The sequence below is a fragment of the Gilvimarinus algae genome, from assembly GCF_030518215.1.
Classification (GTDB): domain Bacteria; phylum Pseudomonadota; class Gammaproteobacteria; order Pseudomonadales; family Cellvibrionaceae; genus Gilvimarinus; species Gilvimarinus algae.
This window is the reverse complement of the sequence record NZ_JAULRT010000060.1, coordinates 365,636-385,875: the sequence shown is the minus strand read 5'-3', so window position 1 is coordinate 385,875 and position 20,240 is coordinate 365,636. Positions and strand designations below refer to the sequence as shown.

The 20,240-nt window shown below is 57.9% G+C and carries 19 protein-coding genes; 12 read left to right on the top strand and 7 right to left on the bottom strand.

Going from position 1 to position 20,240, the window contains the following annotated elements:
* Window positions 1-28: 28 nt before the first annotated feature.
* From QWI16_RS14320 to QWI16_RS14295, 6 genes are all read left to right on the top strand, one after another.
* Window positions 29-1,435, top strand: a complete 1,407-nt coding sequence (locus QWI16_RS14320) for a CmpA/NrtA family ABC transporter substrate-binding protein (protein WP_302714123.1) — start codon at window positions 29-31, stop codon at window positions 1,433-1,435.
* Between the two features lie 48 nt (window positions 1,436-1,483).
* Window positions 1,484-2,470 carry an ABC transporter permease gene (locus QWI16_RS14315; protein ID WP_302714122.1) on the top strand — a complete coding sequence of 329 codons (987 nt, stop codon included), beginning with the start codon at window positions 1,484-1,486 and terminating at the stop codon, window positions 2,468-2,470.
* Between the two features lie 9 nt (window positions 2,471-2,479).
* A complete protein-coding gene (locus tag QWI16_RS14310) occupies window positions 2,480-3,331 on the top strand; it encodes an ABC transporter ATP-binding protein (RefSeq protein WP_302714121.1) in 852 nt (283 codons plus the stop codon).
* A gap of 105 nt (window positions 3,332-3,436) precedes the next feature.
* The gene (gene modA, locus QWI16_RS14305; protein WP_302714120.1) at window positions 3,437-4,138 is read left to right on the top strand and encodes a molybdate ABC transporter substrate-binding protein; all 702 of its coding nucleotides are present in this window, start codon (window positions 3,437-3,439) and stop codon (window positions 4,136-4,138) included.
* A gap of 2 nt (window positions 4,139-4,140) precedes the next feature.
* Window positions 4,141-4,803 (top strand): molybdate ABC transporter permease subunit, encoded by a 663-nt coding sequence (modB, locus tag QWI16_RS14300; RefSeq protein WP_302714119.1) that lies wholly within the window; start codon window positions 4,141-4,143, stop codon window positions 4,801-4,803.
* Window positions 4,790-5,755: an ATP-binding cassette domain-containing protein gene (locus QWI16_RS14295; protein WP_302714118.1), complete on the top strand. Its 966-nt coding sequence runs from the start codon at window positions 4,790-4,792 to the stop codon at window positions 5,753-5,755. The genes modB and QWI16_RS14295 overlap by 14 nt, the downstream gene beginning before the upstream one ends.
* Window positions 5,756-5,758: 3 nt before the next feature.
* On the opposite strand, the gene QWI16_RS14290 is transcribed toward QWI16_RS14295, so the two are convergent.
* Window positions 5,759-6,121, bottom strand: coding sequence for a cytochrome b562 (locus tag QWI16_RS14290; protein ID WP_302714117.1), 363 nt, complete (start codon window positions 6,119-6,121; stop codon window positions 5,759-5,761).
* 162 nt (window positions 6,122-6,283) lie between these two features.
* On the opposite strand from QWI16_RS14290, the gene QWI16_RS14285 reads away from it, so the two are divergent.
* Together QWI16_RS14285 and QWI16_RS14280 are read left to right on the top strand one after the other, a co-directional pair.
* Window positions 6,284-6,625: a PadR family transcriptional regulator gene (locus QWI16_RS14285; protein ID WP_302714116.1), complete on the top strand. Its 342-nt coding sequence runs from the start codon at window positions 6,284-6,286 to the stop codon at window positions 6,623-6,625.
* Entirely contained in the window at window positions 6,622-7,566 is a 945-nt protein-coding gene (locus QWI16_RS14280; protein WP_302714115.1) for a hypothetical protein, read from the top strand. The genes QWI16_RS14285 and QWI16_RS14280 overlap by 4 nt, the downstream gene beginning before the upstream one ends.
* A gap of 31 nt (window positions 7,567-7,597) precedes the next feature.
* On the opposite strand, the gene QWI16_RS14275 is transcribed toward QWI16_RS14280, so the two are convergent.
* Both QWI16_RS14275 and dauA read right to left on the bottom strand, forming a co-directional pair.
* Window positions 7,598-8,215: a LysE family translocator gene (locus QWI16_RS14275; RefSeq protein WP_302714114.1), complete on the bottom strand. Its 618-nt coding sequence runs from the start codon at window positions 8,213-8,215 to the stop codon at window positions 7,598-7,600.
* Window positions 8,216-8,232: 17 nt separating this feature from the next.
* Window positions 8,233-9,984 carry a C4-dicarboxylic acid transporter DauA gene (gene dauA / locus QWI16_RS14270; RefSeq protein ID WP_302714113.1) on the bottom strand — a complete coding sequence of 584 codons (1,752 nt, stop codon included), beginning with the start codon at window positions 9,982-9,984 and terminating at the stop codon, window positions 8,233-8,235.
* Between the two features lie 141 nt (window positions 9,985-10,125).
* Between dauA and QWI16_RS14265 the strand changes: the two genes are divergently transcribed.
* Window positions 10,126-11,013 (top strand): transporter substrate-binding domain-containing protein, encoded by an 888-nt coding sequence (locus tag QWI16_RS14265; protein ID WP_302714112.1) that lies wholly within the window; start codon window positions 10,126-10,128, stop codon window positions 11,011-11,013.
* Between the two features lie 10 nt (window positions 11,014-11,023).
* Here QWI16_RS14265 and QWI16_RS14260 read toward each other — a convergent pair whose 3' ends face one another.
* Together QWI16_RS14260 and QWI16_RS14255 are read right to left on the bottom strand one after the other, a co-directional pair.
* A complete protein-coding gene (locus tag QWI16_RS14260; RefSeq protein WP_302714111.1) occupies window positions 11,024-11,677 on the bottom strand; it encodes a class GN sortase in 654 nt (217 codons plus the stop codon).
* Complete coding sequence (locus QWI16_RS14255; RefSeq protein ID WP_302714110.1) at window positions 11,637-13,733, bottom strand: marine proteobacterial sortase target protein; 2,097 nt, start codon at window positions 13,731-13,733, stop codon at window positions 11,637-11,639. The genes QWI16_RS14260 and QWI16_RS14255 overlap by 41 nt, the downstream gene beginning before the upstream one ends.
* A 141-nt stretch (window positions 13,734-13,874) precedes the next feature.
* Between QWI16_RS14255 and QWI16_RS14250 the strand changes: the two genes are divergently transcribed.
* Together QWI16_RS14250 and ybaK are read left to right on the top strand one after the other, a co-directional pair.
* Window positions 13,875-14,450 (top strand): GNAT family N-acetyltransferase, encoded by a 576-nt coding sequence (locus QWI16_RS14250; RefSeq protein ID WP_302714109.1) that lies wholly within the window; start codon window positions 13,875-13,877, stop codon window positions 14,448-14,450.
* Complete coding sequence (gene ybaK, locus QWI16_RS14245) at window positions 14,434-14,901, top strand: Cys-tRNA(Pro) deacylase (protein ID WP_302714108.1); 468 nt, start codon at window positions 14,434-14,436, stop codon at window positions 14,899-14,901. The genes QWI16_RS14250 and ybaK overlap by 17 nt, the downstream gene beginning before the upstream one ends.
* A gap of 4 nt (window positions 14,902-14,905) precedes the next feature.
* Here the strand turns inward: ybaK and QWI16_RS14240 are convergent, their stop codons facing one another.
* Entirely contained in the window at window positions 14,906-15,457 is a 552-nt protein-coding gene (locus QWI16_RS14240; protein WP_302714107.1) for a TetR/AcrR family transcriptional regulator, read from the bottom strand.
* A gap of 108 nt (window positions 15,458-15,565) precedes the next feature.
* On the opposite strand from QWI16_RS14240, the gene QWI16_RS14235 reads away from it, so the two are divergent.
* Window positions 15,566-16,222, top strand: a complete 657-nt coding sequence (locus tag QWI16_RS14235) for a glutathione S-transferase family protein (protein ID WP_302714106.1) — start codon at window positions 15,566-15,568, stop codon at window positions 16,220-16,222.
* A gap of 62 nt (window positions 16,223-16,284) precedes the next feature.
* Here the strand turns inward: QWI16_RS14235 and QWI16_RS14230 are convergent, their stop codons facing one another.
* Window positions 16,285-20,070: a glycoside hydrolase family 9 protein gene (locus QWI16_RS14230; protein ID WP_302714105.1), complete on the bottom strand. Its 3,786-nt coding sequence runs from the start codon at window positions 20,068-20,070 to the stop codon at window positions 16,285-16,287.
* Between the last annotated feature and the right edge of the window lie 170 nt (window positions 20,071-20,240).

The following is a 20,240-nucleotide window of genomic DNA, read 5'->3' as shown; positions in this document are numbered from 1 at the left end:
TTGATTCATTGGGGAACGGGAGTCACTTATGATCACACCAAACAGCACAAAGCGAAGACAACAACCGATAAAGCGCTGGCTTAAACCACTGATAAACATCCTGGCGGGCTTTGCCGCAGTGTGCTTGGGTGCGCAGGCATTCGCTGTCGGCGAGCCTGAAAAAGAAGACTTAAAATTCGGCTTTATTAAGCTGACCGATATGGCCCCGCTGGCGATCGCCTTTGAAAAAGGCTATTTCGAAGACGAGGGTTTGTTTGTCGAACTGGAGGCTCAAGCCAACTGGAAAGTACTGCTGGATCGGGTCATTACCGGTGAGTTGGACGGCGCTCATATGCTCGCCGGACAACCCCTGGCGGCCACCATCGGCTTTGGCACCAAGGCTCATATTATTACGCCGTTTTCCATGGACCTGAACGGCAATGGCATCACGGTTTCTAACGCTGTCTGGGAACAAATGAAGCCGCACATTGCCAAGCGCGCCGACGGCAAGCCGGTACACCCGATTAAAGCCGATGCGCTCAAACCCGTGGTAGAGGCCTATAAAAAAGAAGGCAAGCCATTCAACCTGGGCATGGTATTTCCGGTATCCACTCACAATTACGAATTGCGCTACTGGCTGGCGGCCGGCGGCATACACCCGGGCTTCTACGCGCCGCACAAAGGGGACACCTCTGGTCAACTGCAAGCCGATGCGCTGCTGAGCGTTACCCCGCCGCCGCAAATGCCCTCGACCATGGAAGCCGGCACCATCTACGGTTACTGCGTCGGTGAGCCCTGGAATCAACAGGCGGTTTTCAAAGGTATAGGCGTACCGGTGATTACCGACTACGAAATCTGGAAAAACAACCCCGAGAAAGTCTTCGGCATCACCAAAGAATTTGCCGAAAAATACCCGAACACCACTGTGCGCTTAACCAAAGCATTGATTCGCGCCGCCAAATGGCTGGATGCCAACGACAACGCCAATCGCCCCGAGGCGGTAGAGATACTCTCGAAGCCGTATTACGTGGGCGCCGATGCCGAGGTGATTGCCAACTCCATGACCGGCACCTTCGAATACGAAAAAGGTGATAAGCGTTCAGTGCCGGACTTTAATGTGTTTTTCCGCTACCACGCCACCTACCCCTATTACTCGGACGCGATCTGGTACCTCACGCAGATGCGCCGCTGGGGCCAGATTGCCGAGCACAAAGACGACGACTGGTACTTTGAAACAGCCAAGAAAGTCTACCGCCCGGACATCTACGCCTCCGCCGCCAAAGCGCTGATTGAGGATGGCGAGGCCAGCGCTGACGAGTTCCCCGACTTTACCTCTGAGTCCGGCTTTAAGGGACCGCAACCGGAGTTTATTGACGGCATTACTTACGATGGCCGCAAGCCCACCGAGTATTTGCAAACCCTGAATATCGGCTTAAAAGCCGAGGACACTCTGTAAATTCATCCGGGCGCCGTCAGGCGCCCGCTTTTCAACGAGGAACTGGCTATGAACCCCGCCATCGCAATACGCCAAAAATGGCAACACACTCACTTCGGCAAAGCCCAATGGCAGGCATTGGCCAAAGCGCTGCTCATACCCGCTATTGGTCTGGCGCTGTTTCTCGGCGTTTGGCATTTGGGCGCGCAGCAAGTGGACACCTCCCTCGGTCAGTTTCCGGGGCCGGTACAAGTCAAGGAGCAATGGCAAAACCTGCTCGGCGAACACCGCGCCGAGAACCAACGCGAAGCGGCCTTTTACCAGCGCCAGGATGAGCGCAATGCCAAGAAGCTGGCCAAGAATCCCGCGGCGGACATTTCCCAGCGCGAGTTCAATCGCCGGCCGACTTTTTTTGACCAGATTATTACCAGCCTTATCACGGTCATGACGGGCTTTGTCCTCGCAACCCTGATCGCCATTCCCATGGGTATCTGCATTGGCCTCAGTAACACGGTCTACCGTGCACTCAACCCGATCATTCAGATTTTTAAACCGGTATCACCGCTGGCCTGGCTGCCGCTGGTAACCATGGTGGTGAGCGCGGTCTACGTCACCGACGACCCTATGCTGGCCAAGTCCTTTATCACCTCGGTGGTCACCGTCACCTTGTGCTGTCTTTGGCCAACCATGATCAACACTGCCGTGGGCGTGGCCAGCATTAATCAGGATCTGAAAAACGTCAGCCGGGTGCTGCGCCTAGGCTGGTTTACCCACGTAAAAACCATTGTGCTGCCATCGGCCATTCCCATGATGTTTACCGGCCTGCGCCTGTCACTCGGCATTGCCTGGATGGTACTGATCGCTGCGGAGATGCTCGCGCAAAACCCCGGGCTCGGCAAATTTGTCTGGGACGAATTTCAAAACGGCTCTTCCGATTCACTGGGACGTATTTGCGTCGCCGTGTTGATGATTGGCTTTATCGGCTTTTTGCTCGATCGCGCCCTGCTGTTTATCCAAAGCTGGGTCAACTGGGACAAAAGCGCCATCGTGCGCTAGGAGATCACTATGAACAACCCACACCTTGAACTGTCGCGCGTCGGCATCAGTTTCCCTACGCCCAAGGGTCCATTTTGCGCACTGAAAGACGTGGACTTAAAAGTCGCCAAGGGTGAGTTTGTCTCGCTGATTGGCCACTCCGGCTGCGGCAAGTCCACCGTCCTCAATATTGTCGCCGGCCTGTATCAAGCCTCCAGCGGCGGCGTGGTTTTGAATGGGCGTGAAGTCAATGAGCCAGGCCCCGAGCGCGCCGTAGTCTTTCAAAACCATTCACTGCTGCCCTGGCTCAGTGCCTATCAAAACGTGGAGCTGGCGGTAAAGCGGGTGTTCGGCCGGAGCAAATCGCGCCGCGAAATGCGCGAGTGGATTGAACACAATCTCGAGCTGGTGCAAATGAGTCACGCCATGCACAAAAAACCCGATGAAATTTCAGGTGGCATGAAGCAGCGCGTGGGTATTGCCCGGGCACTGGCCATGGAACCGCAGGTGCTATTGATGGACGAGCCCTTTGGCGCGCTGGACGCGCTGACCCGCGCCCACCTGCAGGATTCGCTGATGGAGATCCAAGCGGAACTCGGCAACACCGTGATCATGATCACCCACGATGTAGACGAGGCGGTGCTGCTGTCCGATCGCATCGTGATGATGACCAACGGTCCGGCCGCCACCATCGGGGAAATCCTCGAAGTGGATCTGCCGCGCCCCAGGGATCGCCTCGCCTTGGCGGACAATGCCGACTACAACCATTACCGCAGTGCGGTGCTGCGCTTTTTGTACGAGAAGCAGAGAAAAATCGAACCCATTGGCGCGCGCCGCGACAACCAAACCAAAGCGGGGGAAAGTCGACACCACGTCGCTTAGGGCATTTTCGCAAACCCGTTCTATGGCACAATGCCCCTGCCGGTGTCTCAGGGGCCTGCCGTAGGTTCCGGACTACCGCTTCCATGAACACAGCGGCAGTTGACTATGCGCACACTGATTCTGGGCCTGCTCTTCGGCCTCTCTGTAAACGCCTTGGCAGAGCAGCCTCTGCGAATCGCCGTTGCCAGTAACTTCAAACCGACCTTAGAAGCTCTGCTTGCGATGTGGCAAGAGCGCAGCCATACCCCTGTCACCCTCTCTAGTGGCCCCTCCGGCGCGCTCACCCAGCAAATTTTGCACGGTGCGCCCTTTGATCTGTTTCTCTCTGCCGATGAGTCCTATCCGCAAACACTTGCCGAGCGAGGTCGGGCCAAACCACCGGTCACTTACGCGCGCGGCCAGTTGATGGCCACTTGCCGTCACTGGGCGGCCGATACCGAAGCCGCCCTGGCCCGGGCAAATACCCTGGCGCTCGCCAATATCAAAACCGCCCCCTACGGTCGCGCCGGCGCCCATTGGCTGAGTCGACACGGACAAGCCTTTCGCGCGCGCCAGGTACAGGCGGGCTCGGTGGCCAGCGCACTGCAGTTTGTCGCCAGTGGCAATGCCGACTGTGCCTTGGTGGCCGCCAGTTTCAAGCCCCTGGCACCCGAGCTGCACTGGTACCCGCTCGGCGATGCCCCCGTACTGATTCAGGCCGCCGCCCTGGTCAAGAACTCGCCGCAGGCGCGGGCTTTTCTCGAGTTTCTGCTCGCCGCACCGGCGCAGGCGCTCATTGTTCAACACGGCTATCTGGCGGCGCTGTAACCATGGCAGAAGCGATCTGGGTCACTCTAAAACTCGCAGTGGTCACCACGGCGCTCTTGCTCATACTTTGTACTCCGCTGGCCTGGTGGCTGGCGCAGGGGCGCTCACGACTGGGGCGCACCCTGGTCGAGGCCGCCGTGGCCCTGCCCCTGATTTTGCCGCCCACAGTACTCGGTTTTTATTTACTGCTGCTGCTCGCGCCCGACGGACTGCTGGGGCGGTTCAGCCAAGCGGGGCTCGCCTTTTCGTTTACCGGACTGGTCATCGGCTCGCTGATTTACTCCCTGCCGTTTGTCGTGCAACCCTTGGCGGCGAGTTTTGCACAGATGGATACGCGCCTGTTGCAGCTCGGGCGCAGCCAGGGTCTCAGTCGTGTGGAACTGCTGCGCCACTTGATTGTGCCCGCCAGCGCCCAGGCGTTTGTGATGGCCGCCGCACTCGGTTTTGCCCATACCATAGGCGAGTTTGGCGTGGTGCTGATGATCGGTGGCAACATTCCCGGTGAAACCCAGGTGCTGTCGATTTTGCTGTTTGATGAGGTGGAGACGCTCAACTTCGCCCGCGCGCATCACATTGCCGGCGGCTTGCTAGCCGCCTCCTTTGCCTTGCTGGTGATCTTGTACGGCTGGCAGCGCCAGCGGGGGCTGAAGTATGTGGCACCTTGAGGCGCGCGGTCATAAGTGCCAGTGGGCCGAAGGGGAATGGCTCGCCATCAGCGGCCCGTCCGGCTGCGGTAAAACTCAACTGCTCACCGAGTTGGCCGCGGGCAAGACGGGCCAGTTCGGCATCCGAGGCACGGACCTCTTTGCGCTGGCACCAGCGGCGCGGGGCCTCGGCTGGGCGGCTCAGGGAGCGCTTTTATGGCCGGCGCAAACCGTCGCCTCACAAATCAATGCGCTGCAGAAAAAGCACGGCGCAGAGCGAACCGAAAAATTGTGCGAGGAGCTCGGGGTCACCCCGCTCTTGGCGCGGCATACCGAGACACTCTCGGGTGGTGAGCGCCAGCGGGTGGCTCTGCTGAGCGCTCTGATCAGTGCTCACCGACTGGTCTTACTGGACGAACCTGTATCGGCGCTGGATGAAGCCGCCGCCCGGCAGGTGCTCAGGGTCGCGCGCCGCTACTGCGCCGAGCGCGGTCTGTCGGCGATTCTGGTGAGCCATCAATGGCGGGATATTGAAGCCAGCTGCGACCGTGTTTATCTCTGGCAGAGCCGAGAACTATTGGAGCTGGCCACCGCTCACCAGCGGCAGGTGCAGCAAGCGCCGAGTGAAGCGGCCGCACTCTGGCCCATCGAACAGCGCGCCGGCCACCTCAAGGTTCGCGGTCAGGCGCTCGACACCGGCCCGCTGCCCGCGCACACGCGGCGCATCCGCATTGATGCCCACGACGTCTCCCTTGCCCGCCAACGGCCGGTGCTTTCGAGTATTGGCAATACACTCGAAGTAGAGATTATCGACATTGAGGCTCTGGATCATCACAGTGTGATCATCACGCTCAATTGGAACGACTTGCCTCTCTACGCACTGGTCACCCCACGGGCGGTAAAGAGCCTGGAACTGACGCGGGGCCTAACCGTGTTTGCCCAGTTTAAGGCCCACAGCGTCAAAGCCGCCTGAAGCTTATTTCACTTCCAGCTTGTCGTGGTACTCCTTGCGCACTTCTCCCAGGCGCTTCATACCCTGTTTGGCGAGTTCCAGGTCGCCCGCTGCCAAGGCGGCATCGACACCGGCCATGCGCTCGGCCAGTTCGTCCATGCCTTTATCAAAGGTTGCCTGATCTTCCGGCGCCACCTGCTGCATCTGCGCCAATTCGACGCCGGCTTTAAAACTCTCCCACTCGGTTTTGACCGCGTCGAGATCGCTGCTCTCGCGCATGGTTTTAAAAGCGTCGCCCATGGTTTCCATGGACTCGTGCAAATCGTCGTGCTTGGAACAAGCGCCGAGCATCAGGGCGCACAGCAATGCGGCTAAAAATGGCTTCACGGTGATACCTCTTTGGGTTGAGTGCTTATGGTAGGTGCCAAATTTTACCGGAACATGAAGGACTTACCAGACACGCCTGCGGTTTATTGGTCAGCGCTTGACAAACACATACTGTGTGACACATAGTATATACTGTGCAATACACAGTATGGGGCCGGACACGTGAACGATGACGCCGAACGACTGAACAAGCTCACCATGGAGCTGCGCCGCGGGCTGCTGGTAATGGCGGTTCTTGAGGCGCTGGTGAAGCCGCACTACGGCTATTCGCTGCGCCGCTTTTTGCAGGACAGAGAGCTGGAGGTGGACGAGGGCACCCTCTATCCCCTGCTCCGCCGGCTGGAGAGCCAGCAGCTGCTGGCCAGCGAATGGGAAGTACAGGAAGGACGCAAGCGCCGGGTTTACCGTTTATCAGAAGCGGGCGAAACGGCGCGGGCGGCTATGCAAACCGAGTGGCAACGCCTTAACCGGGCACTGACCCAAATTACGGAGAACACACCATGAACAACTGGCTGGAGCGCTATACCTACGCGGTTAAATCCTACTTGCCGGCGCAGGTTCGCGGCGATGTCGCCGATGAACTGCTGAGCGATCTGCAGGACGAATGTGACTACCGCGCCGAAACTCTCAACCGGGATCTCACCGACGACGAGATCAAAGCCCTGCTCAAAGAACGCGGACACCCCATGCTCGTCGCCGCCGATTTCCAGCCCCGCCCGACGCTGGTGAGTCACAGCCTCTTTCCCGTGTACCTGCAGCTGCTGCGCTGGTTGGTCATGGCCATCGCCCTCGTGCAAATCTGCCTGGCAGGCCTGTCGCTGATTCAGCAACAGGACCCGCGCGTCTGGCAAATACTACCGCAGCTTTTTTGGAGCACCCTCAATGCCAGCCTCTACGGCTTCGCCTGGCTGACGCTGATCTTTTATCTGTTTGGCGAATCCATCAACCGCACGGAACTGTTTAAACACTGGAAGCCGGACACCCTGCCCAAGGTTAGCGCCGAAGGCGAATACATCAGCCGCACCGGCTCGGCCATCGAAGTAGTAGTACTGGTGTATTTTACCGCCTGGCTCAACCGCATAATTCCGCGCAGCTTGGGTGAAAATCCCATTGCGTTTGTTTTTTCGGAGCAGTGGATCGGCTTACTACCGTGGATCAACGCCCTGCTGCTGGCCAGCTTGCTCATGGCCGTCGCCAAACTGATCTTTCCTTACTGGACGCGGCGCAAACTCATCGGCGACATGGCACTGCACCTGCCGACACTGATCATTCTGGCCGTTATTTACCAGTGGGACAGTGCGCTGAGCGTTGTGATTGGCACTGGTGAACACGCCCGCGAGTTTGCGTTCTCCTCTACCTGGATTGGCATAGGCCTGGCGGGCTACGCCATAGTCGCGCTGATTGATGTGATCACCAAGGCGCGGCAATACCGAGCGATTGGCTAGGCAAAAATGCTGACTCGCCTTTGCGCAATACTCACGGCTTTAACGCAATAAAAGCACCGCTTGCCATTAAGGCGCCGCCCACGAGCTTTTGGGCAGGCAGAGCCGGCGCGGCGCCGGATGGGGGCGCCAACCATCGCTGCGCAAGAAAAACATAAGCGGCTTTGACGCCGCCGACCGCCACCAAGGTCAGGGTTACCAACACAGCCAGCTCGGCGAGTGTAAGACTGCTGGGCTCTACCACCATGGGCAGTATGCTGGCGTAGAAGACAATCGCCTTAATATCGCCGAGGGTAAACACAAATCCTGCCAGCAGGCTGAAACTCAAACGCTTATCACGAGCGCTTTTTCCAGGCGCGCGTACATGCGCCGGGCGGGTGAACAGCTGGTAACCCAACCAGATCAAATAGAATCCGCCGAGGAGCTTGATCAGAAAAAACCAGGGGCCCGCGTAAGTGGCAACGACCGACAGCCCGAGCGCCGCCAGCAAAATAAACAGCGTATCGGCCAGTGCAATGCCACAGGCGGTGGCCAAACCATGAGCGAGGCCGCCGCTGGCGCTGCGCCCGAGCACCAGCGCCACACTCGAGCTCGGCAACGCGGCCAGCCCCACCAGCATGAAAAACAACAAACACCCATCCCCAATGCTCATACACTTGCCTCCGGGCGCTAATCCTGATCCGCTACCGGCGCCACTTCCGGCGATTTATCCAGCACCGCCTCCAGCGCCTCGGCGAGGGTTGGGTAGACCACAAAGTTACCGTTTTCGGGCTTGATGCCCGCCTTGACCATGGCCTTTAACGGCTGAAATTGCACGTCGGACAAAATCAGTTCCACCTTGCGTTTTTTACAGCGTTTGATAAAACCCGTCAGGCCATCGAGGCCGCCGGCGTCCAACAAGGGCACACCGTCCATATGCATCACCAGCCCCCGCTGATCCTTGGCAAAGGCGTCCAGCTCGGCAAAAATATTGTCCGCCGCTGCAAAAAACATGGGGCCGGAAATCTTTACCACCCGCCAGTGCTCGGGCAGCGGGCGGGGCACGTGTTTGAGCTGCTTGGTAATGTCGCGCACCTTGGTCATGGCGGCAATGTCGCGCATAAACAGTATGGCGGCAATCACCACCGCCGAGCCAATCGCCACCACCATATCCACCATTAAGGTCAGGGCAAAACACACCGCAAACACCAGCACGTCCGCCAGCGGCGCGGTGCGCACGGTAGAAACGATTTGCCGGCCGTGACACATGCGCCAGGCGACAATCACCACCAAAGTGCCCATGCAAGCCATGGGCAAATGCTTGAGATAGGGCGCCGCCCAGATCAGGCAGCCGGCGATCACCGCGGTGTGAATCAGTGCGGCCAGAGGCGTCGCAGCCCCGGCGCGAAAGTTGGTGGTGGAGCGAGCGAGCTCAGGCGCGGCGCTAAAGCCGCCAAAAAACGGCACCAGCAAATTACCCACGCCCTGACCAAACAATTCGGCGTTCGCGTGGTAGCGCTTGCCCGTAAGACGCTCCAGCATCACCGCACATAAGAGTGCTTCAATCGCGCCCAGTAGCGCGATGGTCAACGCCTGCGGCAGCAGGGCACTGACCATCTCCAGGGACCAGGGCAAACCATCCGGCTGCTTCCAGGGCAAAGTGAACTCGGGTAAAAAGGTGGGGATGCCGTGCACGGTATGACCAGCCGGTGCCTGGTATTCAAACGAGCTGGCAATGGTGGCCACCGGGTAGTGAAAATAAGCCAGCAGCAGCGCCACCGCTGTGCCTGTGACAATGGTGATCAAATGCGCTGGAATGGGCAGCCAGTTCAACCGCGGCCAACCGTACATGGTAACCACACACACCAAGCTGACCAGCAAGGTGGGCCAGTGCAGCGTCGCCAGATGCCGAGCAATCATCCACAGCTTGGCAAAATAAAAATCGGGCATGGGTTCGGTAATCACCAACCCCAGCAGATCCGGCAGTTGCAGCGTGGCGATAATCACGGCAATGCCGAGGGTGAAACCAAAGGTCACCGTATTGGGGATGTAAGTGACCACGCGGCCAAAGCGGGCGATGGCCATTAGCACCAGCACCACCGCCGACATTAAGGTGGTCAGCATCAGGCCGGAGAGACCATACTCCTGCACCACCGGCTGCAAGATCACCACAAACGCGGCTGTGGGGCCTGCCACCGAATAGCGCGAACCACCGAGCAGCGCCATAATCACACCGGCCACCAGCGAAGTGTAAAGCCCGTGCTCGGGCGGTACGCCGATGGCAATGGCGAGTGCCATTGACAGGGGGATTGCAGAGATACCCACGGTCAGACCCGCCAGCAGGTCACCGCGCAGCTTATGGAAGCTGTAGCCCTCCTCCAGGCAACTCTCCCGCAGCGCGCTGGCAACCTTTAATCCTTCAAGCTGGCGCCTGGCCGGCATAGGCAATCTCCATGCGTAAAGAGAACAAGTATACACCCCGTCACAGCTTGCTAAGGACGCGTGAAAAGGCTATAACAGCCATCACAATAATGAAATATGCGCCGAGAGAGTCCTTGGCCTCTGCGGCAAACGGGTGGATGTATGCATGTAACCCAAAGGTCTTGCGCCCTGCTGCGCTGGATCACCGGCATGACCCTGGCGAGCTTATTGGCGACATCGGCCGTCGCCATGGAGGTCACCCTCTGGGGCGGCAAGAACGCACGCACGGCCTACGAAACGCAGCTGCTGCAGGCCGTGCTGGATCACACCGCCGACCAATATCCCGCCTATCGGCTGAGTGTCAACAACCAGCACCTCGGGGCTCAGCGCGGACGCCAGGCCGTGGCCGACGGTGAGCTGGCCAACGTCTATGTCTCTGGCCTCAGAGACGATGACTTTACCCGCGCAGGCAGGTTGCTGGTGGTGCCCCACCCGACCATGAAAGGGCTGCTCGGCTACCGGGCCGCCATTATTCGCAAAACCGACCAGCAGCGCTTTGCCGAGGCCGCCGCACAGCACCAGCTGCGCAACCTCACGGTAGGCCAGGGCAGTCACTGGGCCGATGCGGATATTTTGCGCCACAATGCTTTTACCGTGAACGACAGCGGCCGCTACGAAAACCTGCTGGAGATGCTCGCCTATGGCCGCTTCGACACCGTCTTTCTCGGCATCGCCGAGGCGGCCGACGAAATCGCCGCCAGCCGGGCCGCCGAGCAATTAACCGTGGCCGAGCACACCTTAATTTACTACCCCCACGCCATGGTATTTTATGTCAGTGCGCGCGAACGCGAGCTGGCCGAGCGTATCGCGCTCGGGCTCAAGCGCGTGGAGGAAGATGGCACCCTGGACGCATTGCTCCACCATCATTTTGGCGACGCCATCGCCCTGATCCGCCGCAGCGATACCCAGCTGCTGGTACTGGAGCATCCGTCCCCCTCGCTCGTACCCGCTCTGGAAAAGCCGCTACTGGCCACTTCCCCCAAGCGCTAACACTTTGACGCTAAAGCCTGACGCCCGCGTCGGCATATTGCTGTGTCACCGCCTCCAGGCTATCGGCTCGCACTACGTAGCGCAGCGGACCGCCGGCGCGCAGCTCATTGAACGGGTAGCAGGTCACCAGCCAGAGCGCATCGGCCGCGGGCTCTATCCACAACTCCTCGGTGCGCACATCGGCAATACTGCGCTGACTGATCACATAGGTACGCCAGTGGCCGTCGGCGCCCTGCCAGCGCAACCGATCACCGCTGCTGAGTTTTTGCAAGAACCGAAAGTGCGTGTCCCTGTGGCCGCCGATAACGCGCGCCCGCTGATCCGTACCCACAGCATCGGCCATCAGTCCCGGGCCAAAGGCCAGCGCCTCACCGTGAGCGCCTGCCAAGACATAGAGGTCTTTTTGCACCCGACCGCGCTCATCCAACCACTGGAGCCGTCCCACCGGCTGAGTATCGGCCCAGGGCCAGGGCGCAGCCTTGAGCCCAGGGGCGTCGAGCTTTTGTTGCCAGGCGCGCTCAATCAACATCTGGGCCAGCTGCGCCTTGAGTTCAATGCCAAAAGCGTTGCCCCACTGCCACAGTAGCACCAACAGCAACAGCGCACTGATCCACAAGCGCCCTTTATGACCGGCCGGCAGCGGCCGTGAATTCCGTGCGGACATACACCACCCCCCGCGAGTTCAACACCAAGAGCCCCACCAAAGCCAGCGCCCCCATCAGCAAGTGCCATAGCAAACCGTTGGCCGTTTGCGGATAACCCACCGCCTGCATACCTGAGCCGGCCGGCATGGCATTGGCAATCGCCCCGTCTTTGGCCGTGACCTGCGCCGGGCGCGAGGGCGTTTTATCCACCGCCACCAGGCTGGTAAAGCGCGACATCAATTGGTACTGCAGTGCCACCGGCAGGACGGTATCGCGCGCCTGCTCGCTATTGCCCGCGCGATAGGCTTCATCCTCCAGAAAAGCGATTTTCTCCCGGCCAAAACGCTGCGCCAGGACCGGCACACCGACATCGGCCAGAGGCGCCTCGCCGGCGCTCAATACCAGCTCCCGCTGCCAGGGCTTACCCGCGCTTTCGCCGGTAATCACAACCCGGGCATCGGAGCGCGACGGCCAGGGCGGAAGCTTAGCCGTGACCAGGATAGGCTCGCCCCAATACAAATCCGGAACCGTGCGCGGAAACGCCTCTACCGGTTGTGGCCAGTCAATCTGCACATTGGCCACCACGGGTTTTTGCAGCTTGGACAAAAGCCCGGCCATACGTTCTTGCACCTGATCGGCAGTGGCAATTTCAGTAAAACTGCCGCGTCCGAACTCGGCGGCGCGGCGCATAAAGAACCGGTTGGGCGCACTGCCGATGGCCACGGTAAACAGGCGCGCATCGCCCAGGCAGCGGTGTATTAACGTCAGCAGTGCCGATTCATTGCCCACGCTGCCGTCAGTGACGAACACGATTTGCTGCAGATGCTCGCCACTGCTGTCGTGATCAAACGCACGGGACAGGGCCGAGTGCATTTCGGTGCCGCCGTCGGCTCGCATCCTCTCGATCGCCTGGCGTGCACTGGCCAGGTTTGCCGGCGTGGCCGCCACCGCTTGCTCAAACACCGTGTGAGTACTGCTGCTAAAGAAAATCACGTTAAAGCGATCGCGCTCTGTCAGCTGATTGAGCGCCAGCAGGCTGCTGGCGCGGGCCTGTTCAATGGAGTTGCCGGCCATGGAGCCAGAGGTATCCACGATTAAAATAAGCTCGCGGGGCAACACCTGATGCTCGGCCAGCTCGCGCGGCGGCATCAGCATCAATTGCGCGTAGCGCTCGCCCTGCCACTGACTGACAAACTGCGCCGCAACGGGAGCCGCCTGGGGCTCGGGTAGCCAGCTGAGTTCGATATCGCGATCCATACTCACCTCACCGGCGGCAAACTGGATGCTGCGCACACCCTGCGCCGCTCCCGCCGGCTTTTCTATGGCCAACTTGTGGGTCGCACTGTTTACTTTAGCCAGGGGCATACCGGCATTGAGCGCAAGATTGAGCGACATTGGATTGAGCAGCCTGCCCGGCGTGTTGTGGTGCTGCGCCGGGGTAATCAAGTGAGCATCTTCGACCTGATCGGTGGGCAGCGACCAACCAGAGGCGCCGGTGTGCACACTGGCGCTGCCGAGCAACTCGGCGCGGCTCACGCCCGGAATGTACCTCGGGGTCAGGGTGGTTGGCAGACGCAGGCGAAACTCCCCGGCATCGTAAATCACTTGCTGACTGTAAACGAGGTGCACCTCAATGATTTCACCCGGTGCAATATTCGCCACCTCCTGGCGAAAGAGGTTGGGCCTTTGCTGCTCTACCAGCGTGGCTTTTTTGCCGGAGGCCTTGGCCGCTTCAAACGTTTTACGCGCCTCGGCTTTTTCCTTGATCTCGCCGACAATCACCCGCTCGCCCACCAGCATTTTCAAGCCGCTCACCGCGCTGTCTTCCGCCAGCGGATATACGTAGGCGGCATTGACCCACTCACTGCTGGTATTTTGAAAGCGCTGAGCCACCCGTACTTGCGCCTGCAACCCCTGCACATTGATATCGAGCCGGGTACCCAGATGCAGCGCACTGCCCTGGCTCCCCGAGGTGTACACCAGGTTCCCGGCTTCGGCCGTCTCGCTTGCCTGGCTCATCGATGCCAGCCCCAATAACGCCGTGGCCGCCAGCCGCCACCAATATCCAATCCGCATATTCTGTACTCCGTTGAGGATGTTTCAGTCACAGTCATTGCAACAGAGCAATAGGGCCGCGAGCGGCTGGTTTGCGGCAAAGCGATGATCAATTGTGATTAAATATGGCAGCTACTAACATGGCTAAAGTCGACTGACTCAATGACGGACTCAGGAACACTGGCGGTAGCGCCCCAACTGGCGCTACGGACACTGCAAGAGGCGGACGCCGAGGCGCTGTTTGCGTGTATTGAGCGCAATCGTGTGTATCTGCGCGAATGGCTGCCCTGGCTGGATAGCAACATCCAGGTGGCCGATTCCAGGCGGTTCATCAGCAGCGCACAAAATAATCGTGCCACCGGCGAGGCCGAAGTCTTTGCCGTAAGCTGGCACGGCGAGCTGGTGGGCACCTGCTCACTGGATGCGATGGACCGGGCCAGTGGCACGGCCAATATCGGCTACTGGCTGAGTGAAGCACACACCGGCCAGGGACTTATGACGCGCTGCGCCCAGCGCTTATTGCGGTTTGGTTTTACCGAGCGGGCCCTCGGCACCGTCACACTCAACGTTGCCGAGGGCAACCTCAAAAGCATTGCTATCGCCCAACGGCTTGGCTTTCAATGTACGCGCAAAGTTATTCAAGCCGAAGACCTCTATGGCGTTAGCGTCAACCACTTGCGCTACACGCTGAATGACTCCGATTTTATGGATGCAATGCCCCATGACCCCGGCCATTGATCTGCTGAAAAAGCAGAAAATTTCTCACCAGATACACGAGTACAGCCACAACCCATCGGCAGCCTCTTATGGACTGGAAGCGGCCGAAAAGCTCGGGGTAGCACCGCAAGCGGTGTTTAAAACGCTGATCGCTGAGCTGAACACCGGCGAGCTGGTCGCGGCGCTGGTACCCGTAGACACCACGTTAAACCTCAAGAGTCTGGCAAAAGCGGCGGGCGCTAAAAAAGCCGCAATGGCAGAGGCGAGCAAAGTGGAGCGCACGACCGGATACGTATTGGGCGGCGTCAGCCCTCTGGGCCAGAAAAAGCGCCTGCGCACGTTTATCCACGACTCAGCGCAAGGGCTCGACTTACTCTATGTCAGCGCCGGCAAGCGCGGCCTTGAGATCGCTCTGGCCCCACAGGATTTAGCACGAACAATAAACGCCAACTTTGCCGCGCTGGCTGACTGAGGGCTCAACCATTAACACCCTGGCGACAGGCGTCCAGCAGGCACTGACTCAGGGCCGGATCATTGACCGCGCGGGCCAGCGCCAAACCGCCCACCAAAAGCACAAGCTGCCTGAGCGTTTGCGGTGACAGCTCAACCGCTGTTGTATTGCCAGCCAGGGTGCGCGCAAAACCTTTTAACACCCGCGTGTAGGCATCGCGCACCTGATCGTCGCGCTGATGAATGTCCGTGGCGAGAAAAGCCAATGGGCAACGCGCGTCTCCGTCTCGCGCCCGCTCAGGCGAGAGATAGCGCGCGGCAATCGCGTCCACGCTGGGGCTTTCGGACAGAGGCTCCAGCAGCAGATTCCTGGCCCTGATGGCTGCCGTGACTATGGCCTCGGCATAGAGCTCGGACTTTGAGCCAAAGTGCGCGTAAAAGGCGCCCCGGGTGAGACCCGCTGCGGCCATAACATCGTCAATACTGACCCGCTCGTAGCCCAAACGCGTGAACAGCTGACCCGCCGCGCTCAAAATGCGGGCCTTGGTCTGTTGCTTGTGCTCACTCTTCCACCCCATTGGCAATACCTCCCAACCTATATAAACACAGCCTTAAAGTATGTTCTTTAACATATTTTGAATCCGGTTACAGTAACGCTGTCGAGCGTTAATCAACAGGAGAAAGTCATGACGGACACAGTGCATATATTCGGCCCCACCTTCAGCACATTTGTACGCGTTGTTTTACTGGTGTGCGAAGAAAAGGGTATTCCCTATACCGTGGGCAGAATTATTGACGAAAAACCGGCCGAAACCCACAGCCCGGAACACTTCAAGGTGCATCCGTTCGGCAAACTACCGGTCATGTTTCACGGTGATTTTGTCCTCGCCGAAACCGCAAGCATTGTCCGCTATCTGGATTCGACCTTTGGTGAAGAAACACTTCAAGGCAATTCTGCACAACAAAAAGCCGAGGTGGATCAGTGGTGCTCTCTGATAACCCACTATGTGGATTACCATGTGGTGCGCCAGTTTATGCTGGAGCAGTTGATTCCCAAGGGAGAAAATGGCGAACCGAGGTTCGATGTGATTACCGAAAAGCGTCCCTTGGCGGAGAATGCACTGAAGATCGTGGAAAAACAATTGGGTGACAAGCCGTATCTTGTGGGCCGTGAGTTCACACTCGCCGATGCCATGCTGGCGCCGATGCTGTTCTACAACCTAGATTCGCCCGATTTTCTCAATATTGTGGCTCATTCAAACAGACTGACGGCCTACACCGAGCGGCTACAAAGGAGGGAAAGCGGTACAATGATCCTTAAGCCACTGTCCCAGTCTCGATAGAAAAAGCGCCAGATCGCAAAACCGAACTGGCGCAAGCTCATAACAAAGGAGCCATTTTCAGACTAGTAACAGCGCAAGCCTCCCGGCTCGGAGGTAACCTCTGGTTCCGATACGGCCCATGTATCACTTCCCGGCCAGACGTTGCCACGGTACACATCCGTCAGCATCTCACCGGGCGCAATGCTGGTGTTTGCAACAATCCGGTAAATCCATGGCTCTACTTGCTCCACGGTATACTTGTCACTGCCAAATACGTTCTGGATTGAAGCCGGCGCATCGGTGTAGTCTTCACTGGGCCATTGCATCAGCAAGCTCCAGTTGGAGACAACCTGATTGCTGGTATTGGTCAGCTCAAAGCTTCCCAGCCAATCCCCATCGTTGTAACGGGTGGTAACGCCGACGCTACAGCGCATGACAGCCTCACTCGAGACCGTAAATGAGACGGAGCTGCTGATTTCCTGCGCCAAGCCCGAATCGGTTGCAACCGTCCACGTATGAGTACCAGGAGACATATCGAGCGATGTCATCTCCCGCAGGTGGTATATCCGTGCCTCCATCCTCGTCCAAGTGCCGTCGGGAATGATACGAACCGGATCATCTCTGCGAGTTAGCGGCAGAACGTTACCCTGCTCATCCTCAATATACAGAACTTTGCCGCTGTTGTTATACCAACTTAGCGTAATAAAGTCGTCTCCAGTAAATACGTTAGAGTCGCCCCCCTCAAGACTCACTATATCCACTGTTTTCTCGGCGGGCGTGCCACAATCGCCACCGATGCTTACAACATTAGCGGGTGTATAGCCGTCAAATCCAGACTCCCAGTGTTTAACCGTAGGATCATAGCCCGACAGAATCAGCGTGCGATTACCTCCGGCGGGAATAAAACCATCCCATCCCCGATCCTCCACAGACCAGGTACTCTGCGTGGCTTCATCACCCGATACTCTGGTGTAACCAGCGTCGTGCCACTCGTAGCCCACAACATTGTCTGCTCCGACCGTCACCAACAGCTCCCAACTGGAGATGTCATCTGCTGTATTGTTCTCGAGTAACACCTCTGCTTCCCAGAAGTTGTTGTAGTCATCTACGTCGCGAACAATATTCCACGAACAGCTCAGTGGAGATTGTGGCTGTAGTTGTACGGCCACCTGTCCAGCTGTCGACACATCTGAGCCGCGGTGAATTTGGTAGGTAAGCTTATCTTCGCTAGACACGGTGTCCACCGTGTACGTCAAGACTCCACTATCGATTGAAGCAGTGCCAAAGCTGGGACCATCAACAATAACAAACGTATCCCCGGGCAGGCTTTGATTCAAAGCAGACAGGTCCAAAGTGCCAGTATTGGACGAACCCAAATCCAAAGTTGCATCTTCAGCTACGAGGCCACCACAAGACTGTGGAGTAGCACCGCTAGCCGCTTCGTCCATGTAAGCCACTACCCAGGCCAAGGGAGCGTTCCAGTTTACGGTGATTTCGTTGGTTGCGTAACTGCTGATATCGTCCATATAGCATGTCAGTGGTGCTGACTCACAGCCCGGCAAGAAACTGTTTTCCTTTTCTGTCCAGCTAGTGATATCGCCATTGGGCCCTCCCGCCACTGCACCAGGGGGCACTGCAGGAAAGTCGCCTTGATCCGCCCAGAACCTGTGGTGCGGATGGCGAACCGGCCGTTTACCATACCCTGAGACATAGGAACGGTCTAATGGGTTAAGGCCCAGTAGATAATTCATACTTTGTTGCAGCGCCTCGTCATAGGTTTCTGTGTCGCATGAAAAATCACGAGCCAGTCCCATTACGAGCATATTGTTCAAGACGTTAGAGTTTGAACCCCAATACATATTGGCTGGATCAAAAGGAACACCATAGGGAGCGCCGGTAGCAGCTGTTGCATAATTCGCTCCAGAGTCTTTCACGGCGGCGCGTGCCGCGTCCACCCAGCTGCTATCTGCAGCATAGGCTTCACCAACAGTCGCCAATGAGAGTACACCCAGAGCGCCGGTATTCTGCCAATTCATAACACTTTGATGAGAGGCATATTCTCCGAAGCCAGGGTGATCTGGAGATGCAGCTATGGCACTGCCGTAGATGTCGCGATCAAACCCGGTGTTATGGGTAGCGAGGTAAAGTTCGGTGGCAGCCCAGTAGAACTCATCATCCACAGCGGAGGCTCCACCCGAACCGTCAGGATAAGCACCACCGCCCACTGTCTCCGGCGGCGACGGAACGTAAGGCGTATCGGCGGCAGTCTCATAAGCAAGAACAGCTTTATCCAGACATTCGTCTGCCAACGATGCGTAAGAGGGATCATCCGACGCAATACCAGTGCCCTTAAACACTCGATAGCACTGCGCGCCCACGGCAGCAAAATTCAACGTCGCCGCTGTCGAAGGGCCCCAAATGTAGCGTTTTTCGTCGTAGGCTTCTTGGCTGCTGGGATCCCACGGGACATTGGCCCAGACCTCGGAATGCATTTTATGGTACGCCATACCCGCGTTAGTACCTTCGGGAACCTGCATCTTCATAAGCCACTTAACTTCCCATGCGGCTTCATTCAAAATGTCGGGGACACCATCAGCGTTCTCTCCGGCCGGCAAAGCCATATCACTGCCATCGACAAAGTCAGCCAGATTGGCACCCAGATGCTTGGATCGCTCGTACTGATTCATTAGCGTCCACGCAGAGATCCCGCCGTTGACGACATATTTACCGTGGTCGCCAGCATCATACCAGCCGCCCGAAACATCTAAGGTGAGACAGTCATGGGTTGCGCTGGCGCTTTTACAGGCGATAGTTTGTACAGAGTCGTCCTGAATATGCCCTTTGCCACGAGCCCATTCGCTGCCTACCACGCTCGCGTCTATTTCTGCATTCGAGCGATTGTGGTAAAAGTAGGCTAACGCGTCGTACTTGAGATCGGTATAGAGGTCACTGCCTACGCTGAAGATATGACTTTTATAAGTATCCGCTCCCCCCGTTTCTTCCACCTCCAGGTGGTAATCGCCATCGGCCAGCGAGCTGTCAGTAAAGTCAACCAAGTGCACCTGTTGGCCCGCCGGTCCATAACTACCGTAAGAGCTGGTTCCCCCGGTTTTCACTGCGGTTGCAATACCCTCTCGGTAAAGTGCCCAGGCACGGGGAGTCTGTGTATCAGCGACACCGCTCGGCAGAGCATACACCGCATTCATCGGCCAACCCGGCAAATAGCCATGTTGGTTTACTTCGACGGGCGACTGGCTTACTTTTGGCTCTTCCTCCTCAGCTTCGGTAATAAGCTGCACATTATCAAAACAAACTGTTGCTCCCGCGGGCACTAGCCCCCCACCAAGCTGAAAATCAAACCAACCGGTGGTTTCCGCCGGAAGAGGCCCGCTCGCGCTTGACGTTGGTGCATTAAAGGTTCGTGAAATGGTTTGCGGCGTCCCTGTCAGAGGGGCTCCATCAACGTTGAAATGAGGACCATCTGCGTTACCAAAAGTGCCAAAGTGGAAATCAGCGTCAGGACTACCAGTCGCTACTTTAATATCGACAGTTGTGCTCGTCCAAACGTCGGCACTGAATTGGTACGCCTGTCCCGCAATGAGCGGTATACCTTCATGGCGAAGGTTGATATCCCACTCATTCGCGCTTGGGTTGTTCATCTCCAGGCAAAAACGATTGCTCGGGTTACCGCCACCTCGAACACCGGCTGTTGCGTCACCGGCCCAGACGTTGGCTGCCCAAGGGTAATAGCTATTTTCTGGAAAAGTGGCGTTCTCGATAACATTGATTTCAGCTGAGTGGGCCAAACCACCGCTAAGCAGAGCGGCGGTCGCAACCACCCATTGTTTAAGTTTGCATGACGATTTCACACGCTATTCCTCCTTCACTTTATTAGAGTTTTGTCGATCAAGGGCACTGAACGCTCGCATTGATCATTTTCATTGGCTCTCAACTGGTTCAGTCTGTTAGACATCCATAAAACTTACCGCGTGGGCTGCGCAGAAAGAGCTTTTGTTTTCCGGATGAGATCCGACGGAGA

Bases quoted from the DNA above. Each gene is read 5' to 3' on its own strand.
- QWI16_RS14320 (WP_302714123.1), top strand. From the start codon at position 29: ATGATCACACCAAACAGCACAAAGCGAAGACAACAACCGATAAAGCGC.
- QWI16_RS14315 (WP_302714122.1), top strand. From the start codon at position 1,484: ATGAACCCCGCCATCGCAATACGCCAAAAATGGCAACACACTCACTTC.
- QWI16_RS14310 (WP_302714121.1), top strand. From the start codon at position 2,480: ATGAACAACCCACACCTTGAACTGTCGCGCGTCGGCATCAGTTTCCCT.
- modA (WP_302714120.1), top strand. From the start codon at position 3,437: ATGCGCACACTGATTCTGGGCCTGCTCTTCGGCCTCTCTGTAAACGCC.
- modB (WP_302714119.1), top strand. From the start codon at position 4,141: ATGGCAGAAGCGATCTGGGTCACTCTAAAACTCGCAGTGGTCACCACG.
- QWI16_RS14295 (WP_302714118.1), top strand. From the start codon at position 4,790: ATGTGGCACCTTGAGGCGCGCGGTCATAAGTGCCAGTGGGCCGAAGGG.
- QWI16_RS14280 (WP_302714115.1), top strand. From the start codon at position 6,622: ATGAACAACTGGCTGGAGCGCTATACCTACGCGGTTAAATCCTACTTG.
- QWI16_RS14275 (WP_302714114.1), bottom strand. From the start codon at position 8,215: ATGAGCATTGGGGATGGGTGTTTGTTGTTTTTCATGCTGGTGGGGCTG.
- dauA (WP_302714113.1), bottom strand. From the start codon at position 9,984: ATGCCGGCCAGGCGCCAGCTTGAAGGATTAAAGGTTGCCAGCGCGCTG.
- QWI16_RS14265 (WP_302714112.1), top strand. From the start codon at position 10,126: ATGCATGTAACCCAAAGGTCTTGCGCCCTGCTGCGCTGGATCACCGGC.
- QWI16_RS14260 (WP_302714111.1), bottom strand. From the start codon at position 11,677: ATGTCCGCACGGAATTCACGGCCGCTGCCGGCCGGTCATAAAGGGCGC.
- QWI16_RS14255 (WP_302714110.1), bottom strand. From the start codon at position 13,733: ATGCGGATTGGATATTGGTGGCGGCTGGCGGCCACGGCGTTATTGGGG.
- QWI16_RS14250 (WP_302714109.1), top strand. From the start codon at position 13,875: ATGACGGACTCAGGAACACTGGCGGTAGCGCCCCAACTGGCGCTACGG.
- ybaK (WP_302714108.1), top strand. From the start codon at position 14,434: ATGACCCCGGCCATTGATCTGCTGAAAAAGCAGAAAATTTCTCACCAG.
- QWI16_RS14240 (WP_302714107.1), bottom strand. From the start codon at position 15,457: ATGGGGTGGAAGAGTGAGCACAAGCAACAGACCAAGGCCCGCATTTTG.
- QWI16_RS14235 (WP_302714106.1), top strand. From the start codon at position 15,566: ATGACGGACACAGTGCATATATTCGGCCCCACCTTCAGCACATTTGTA.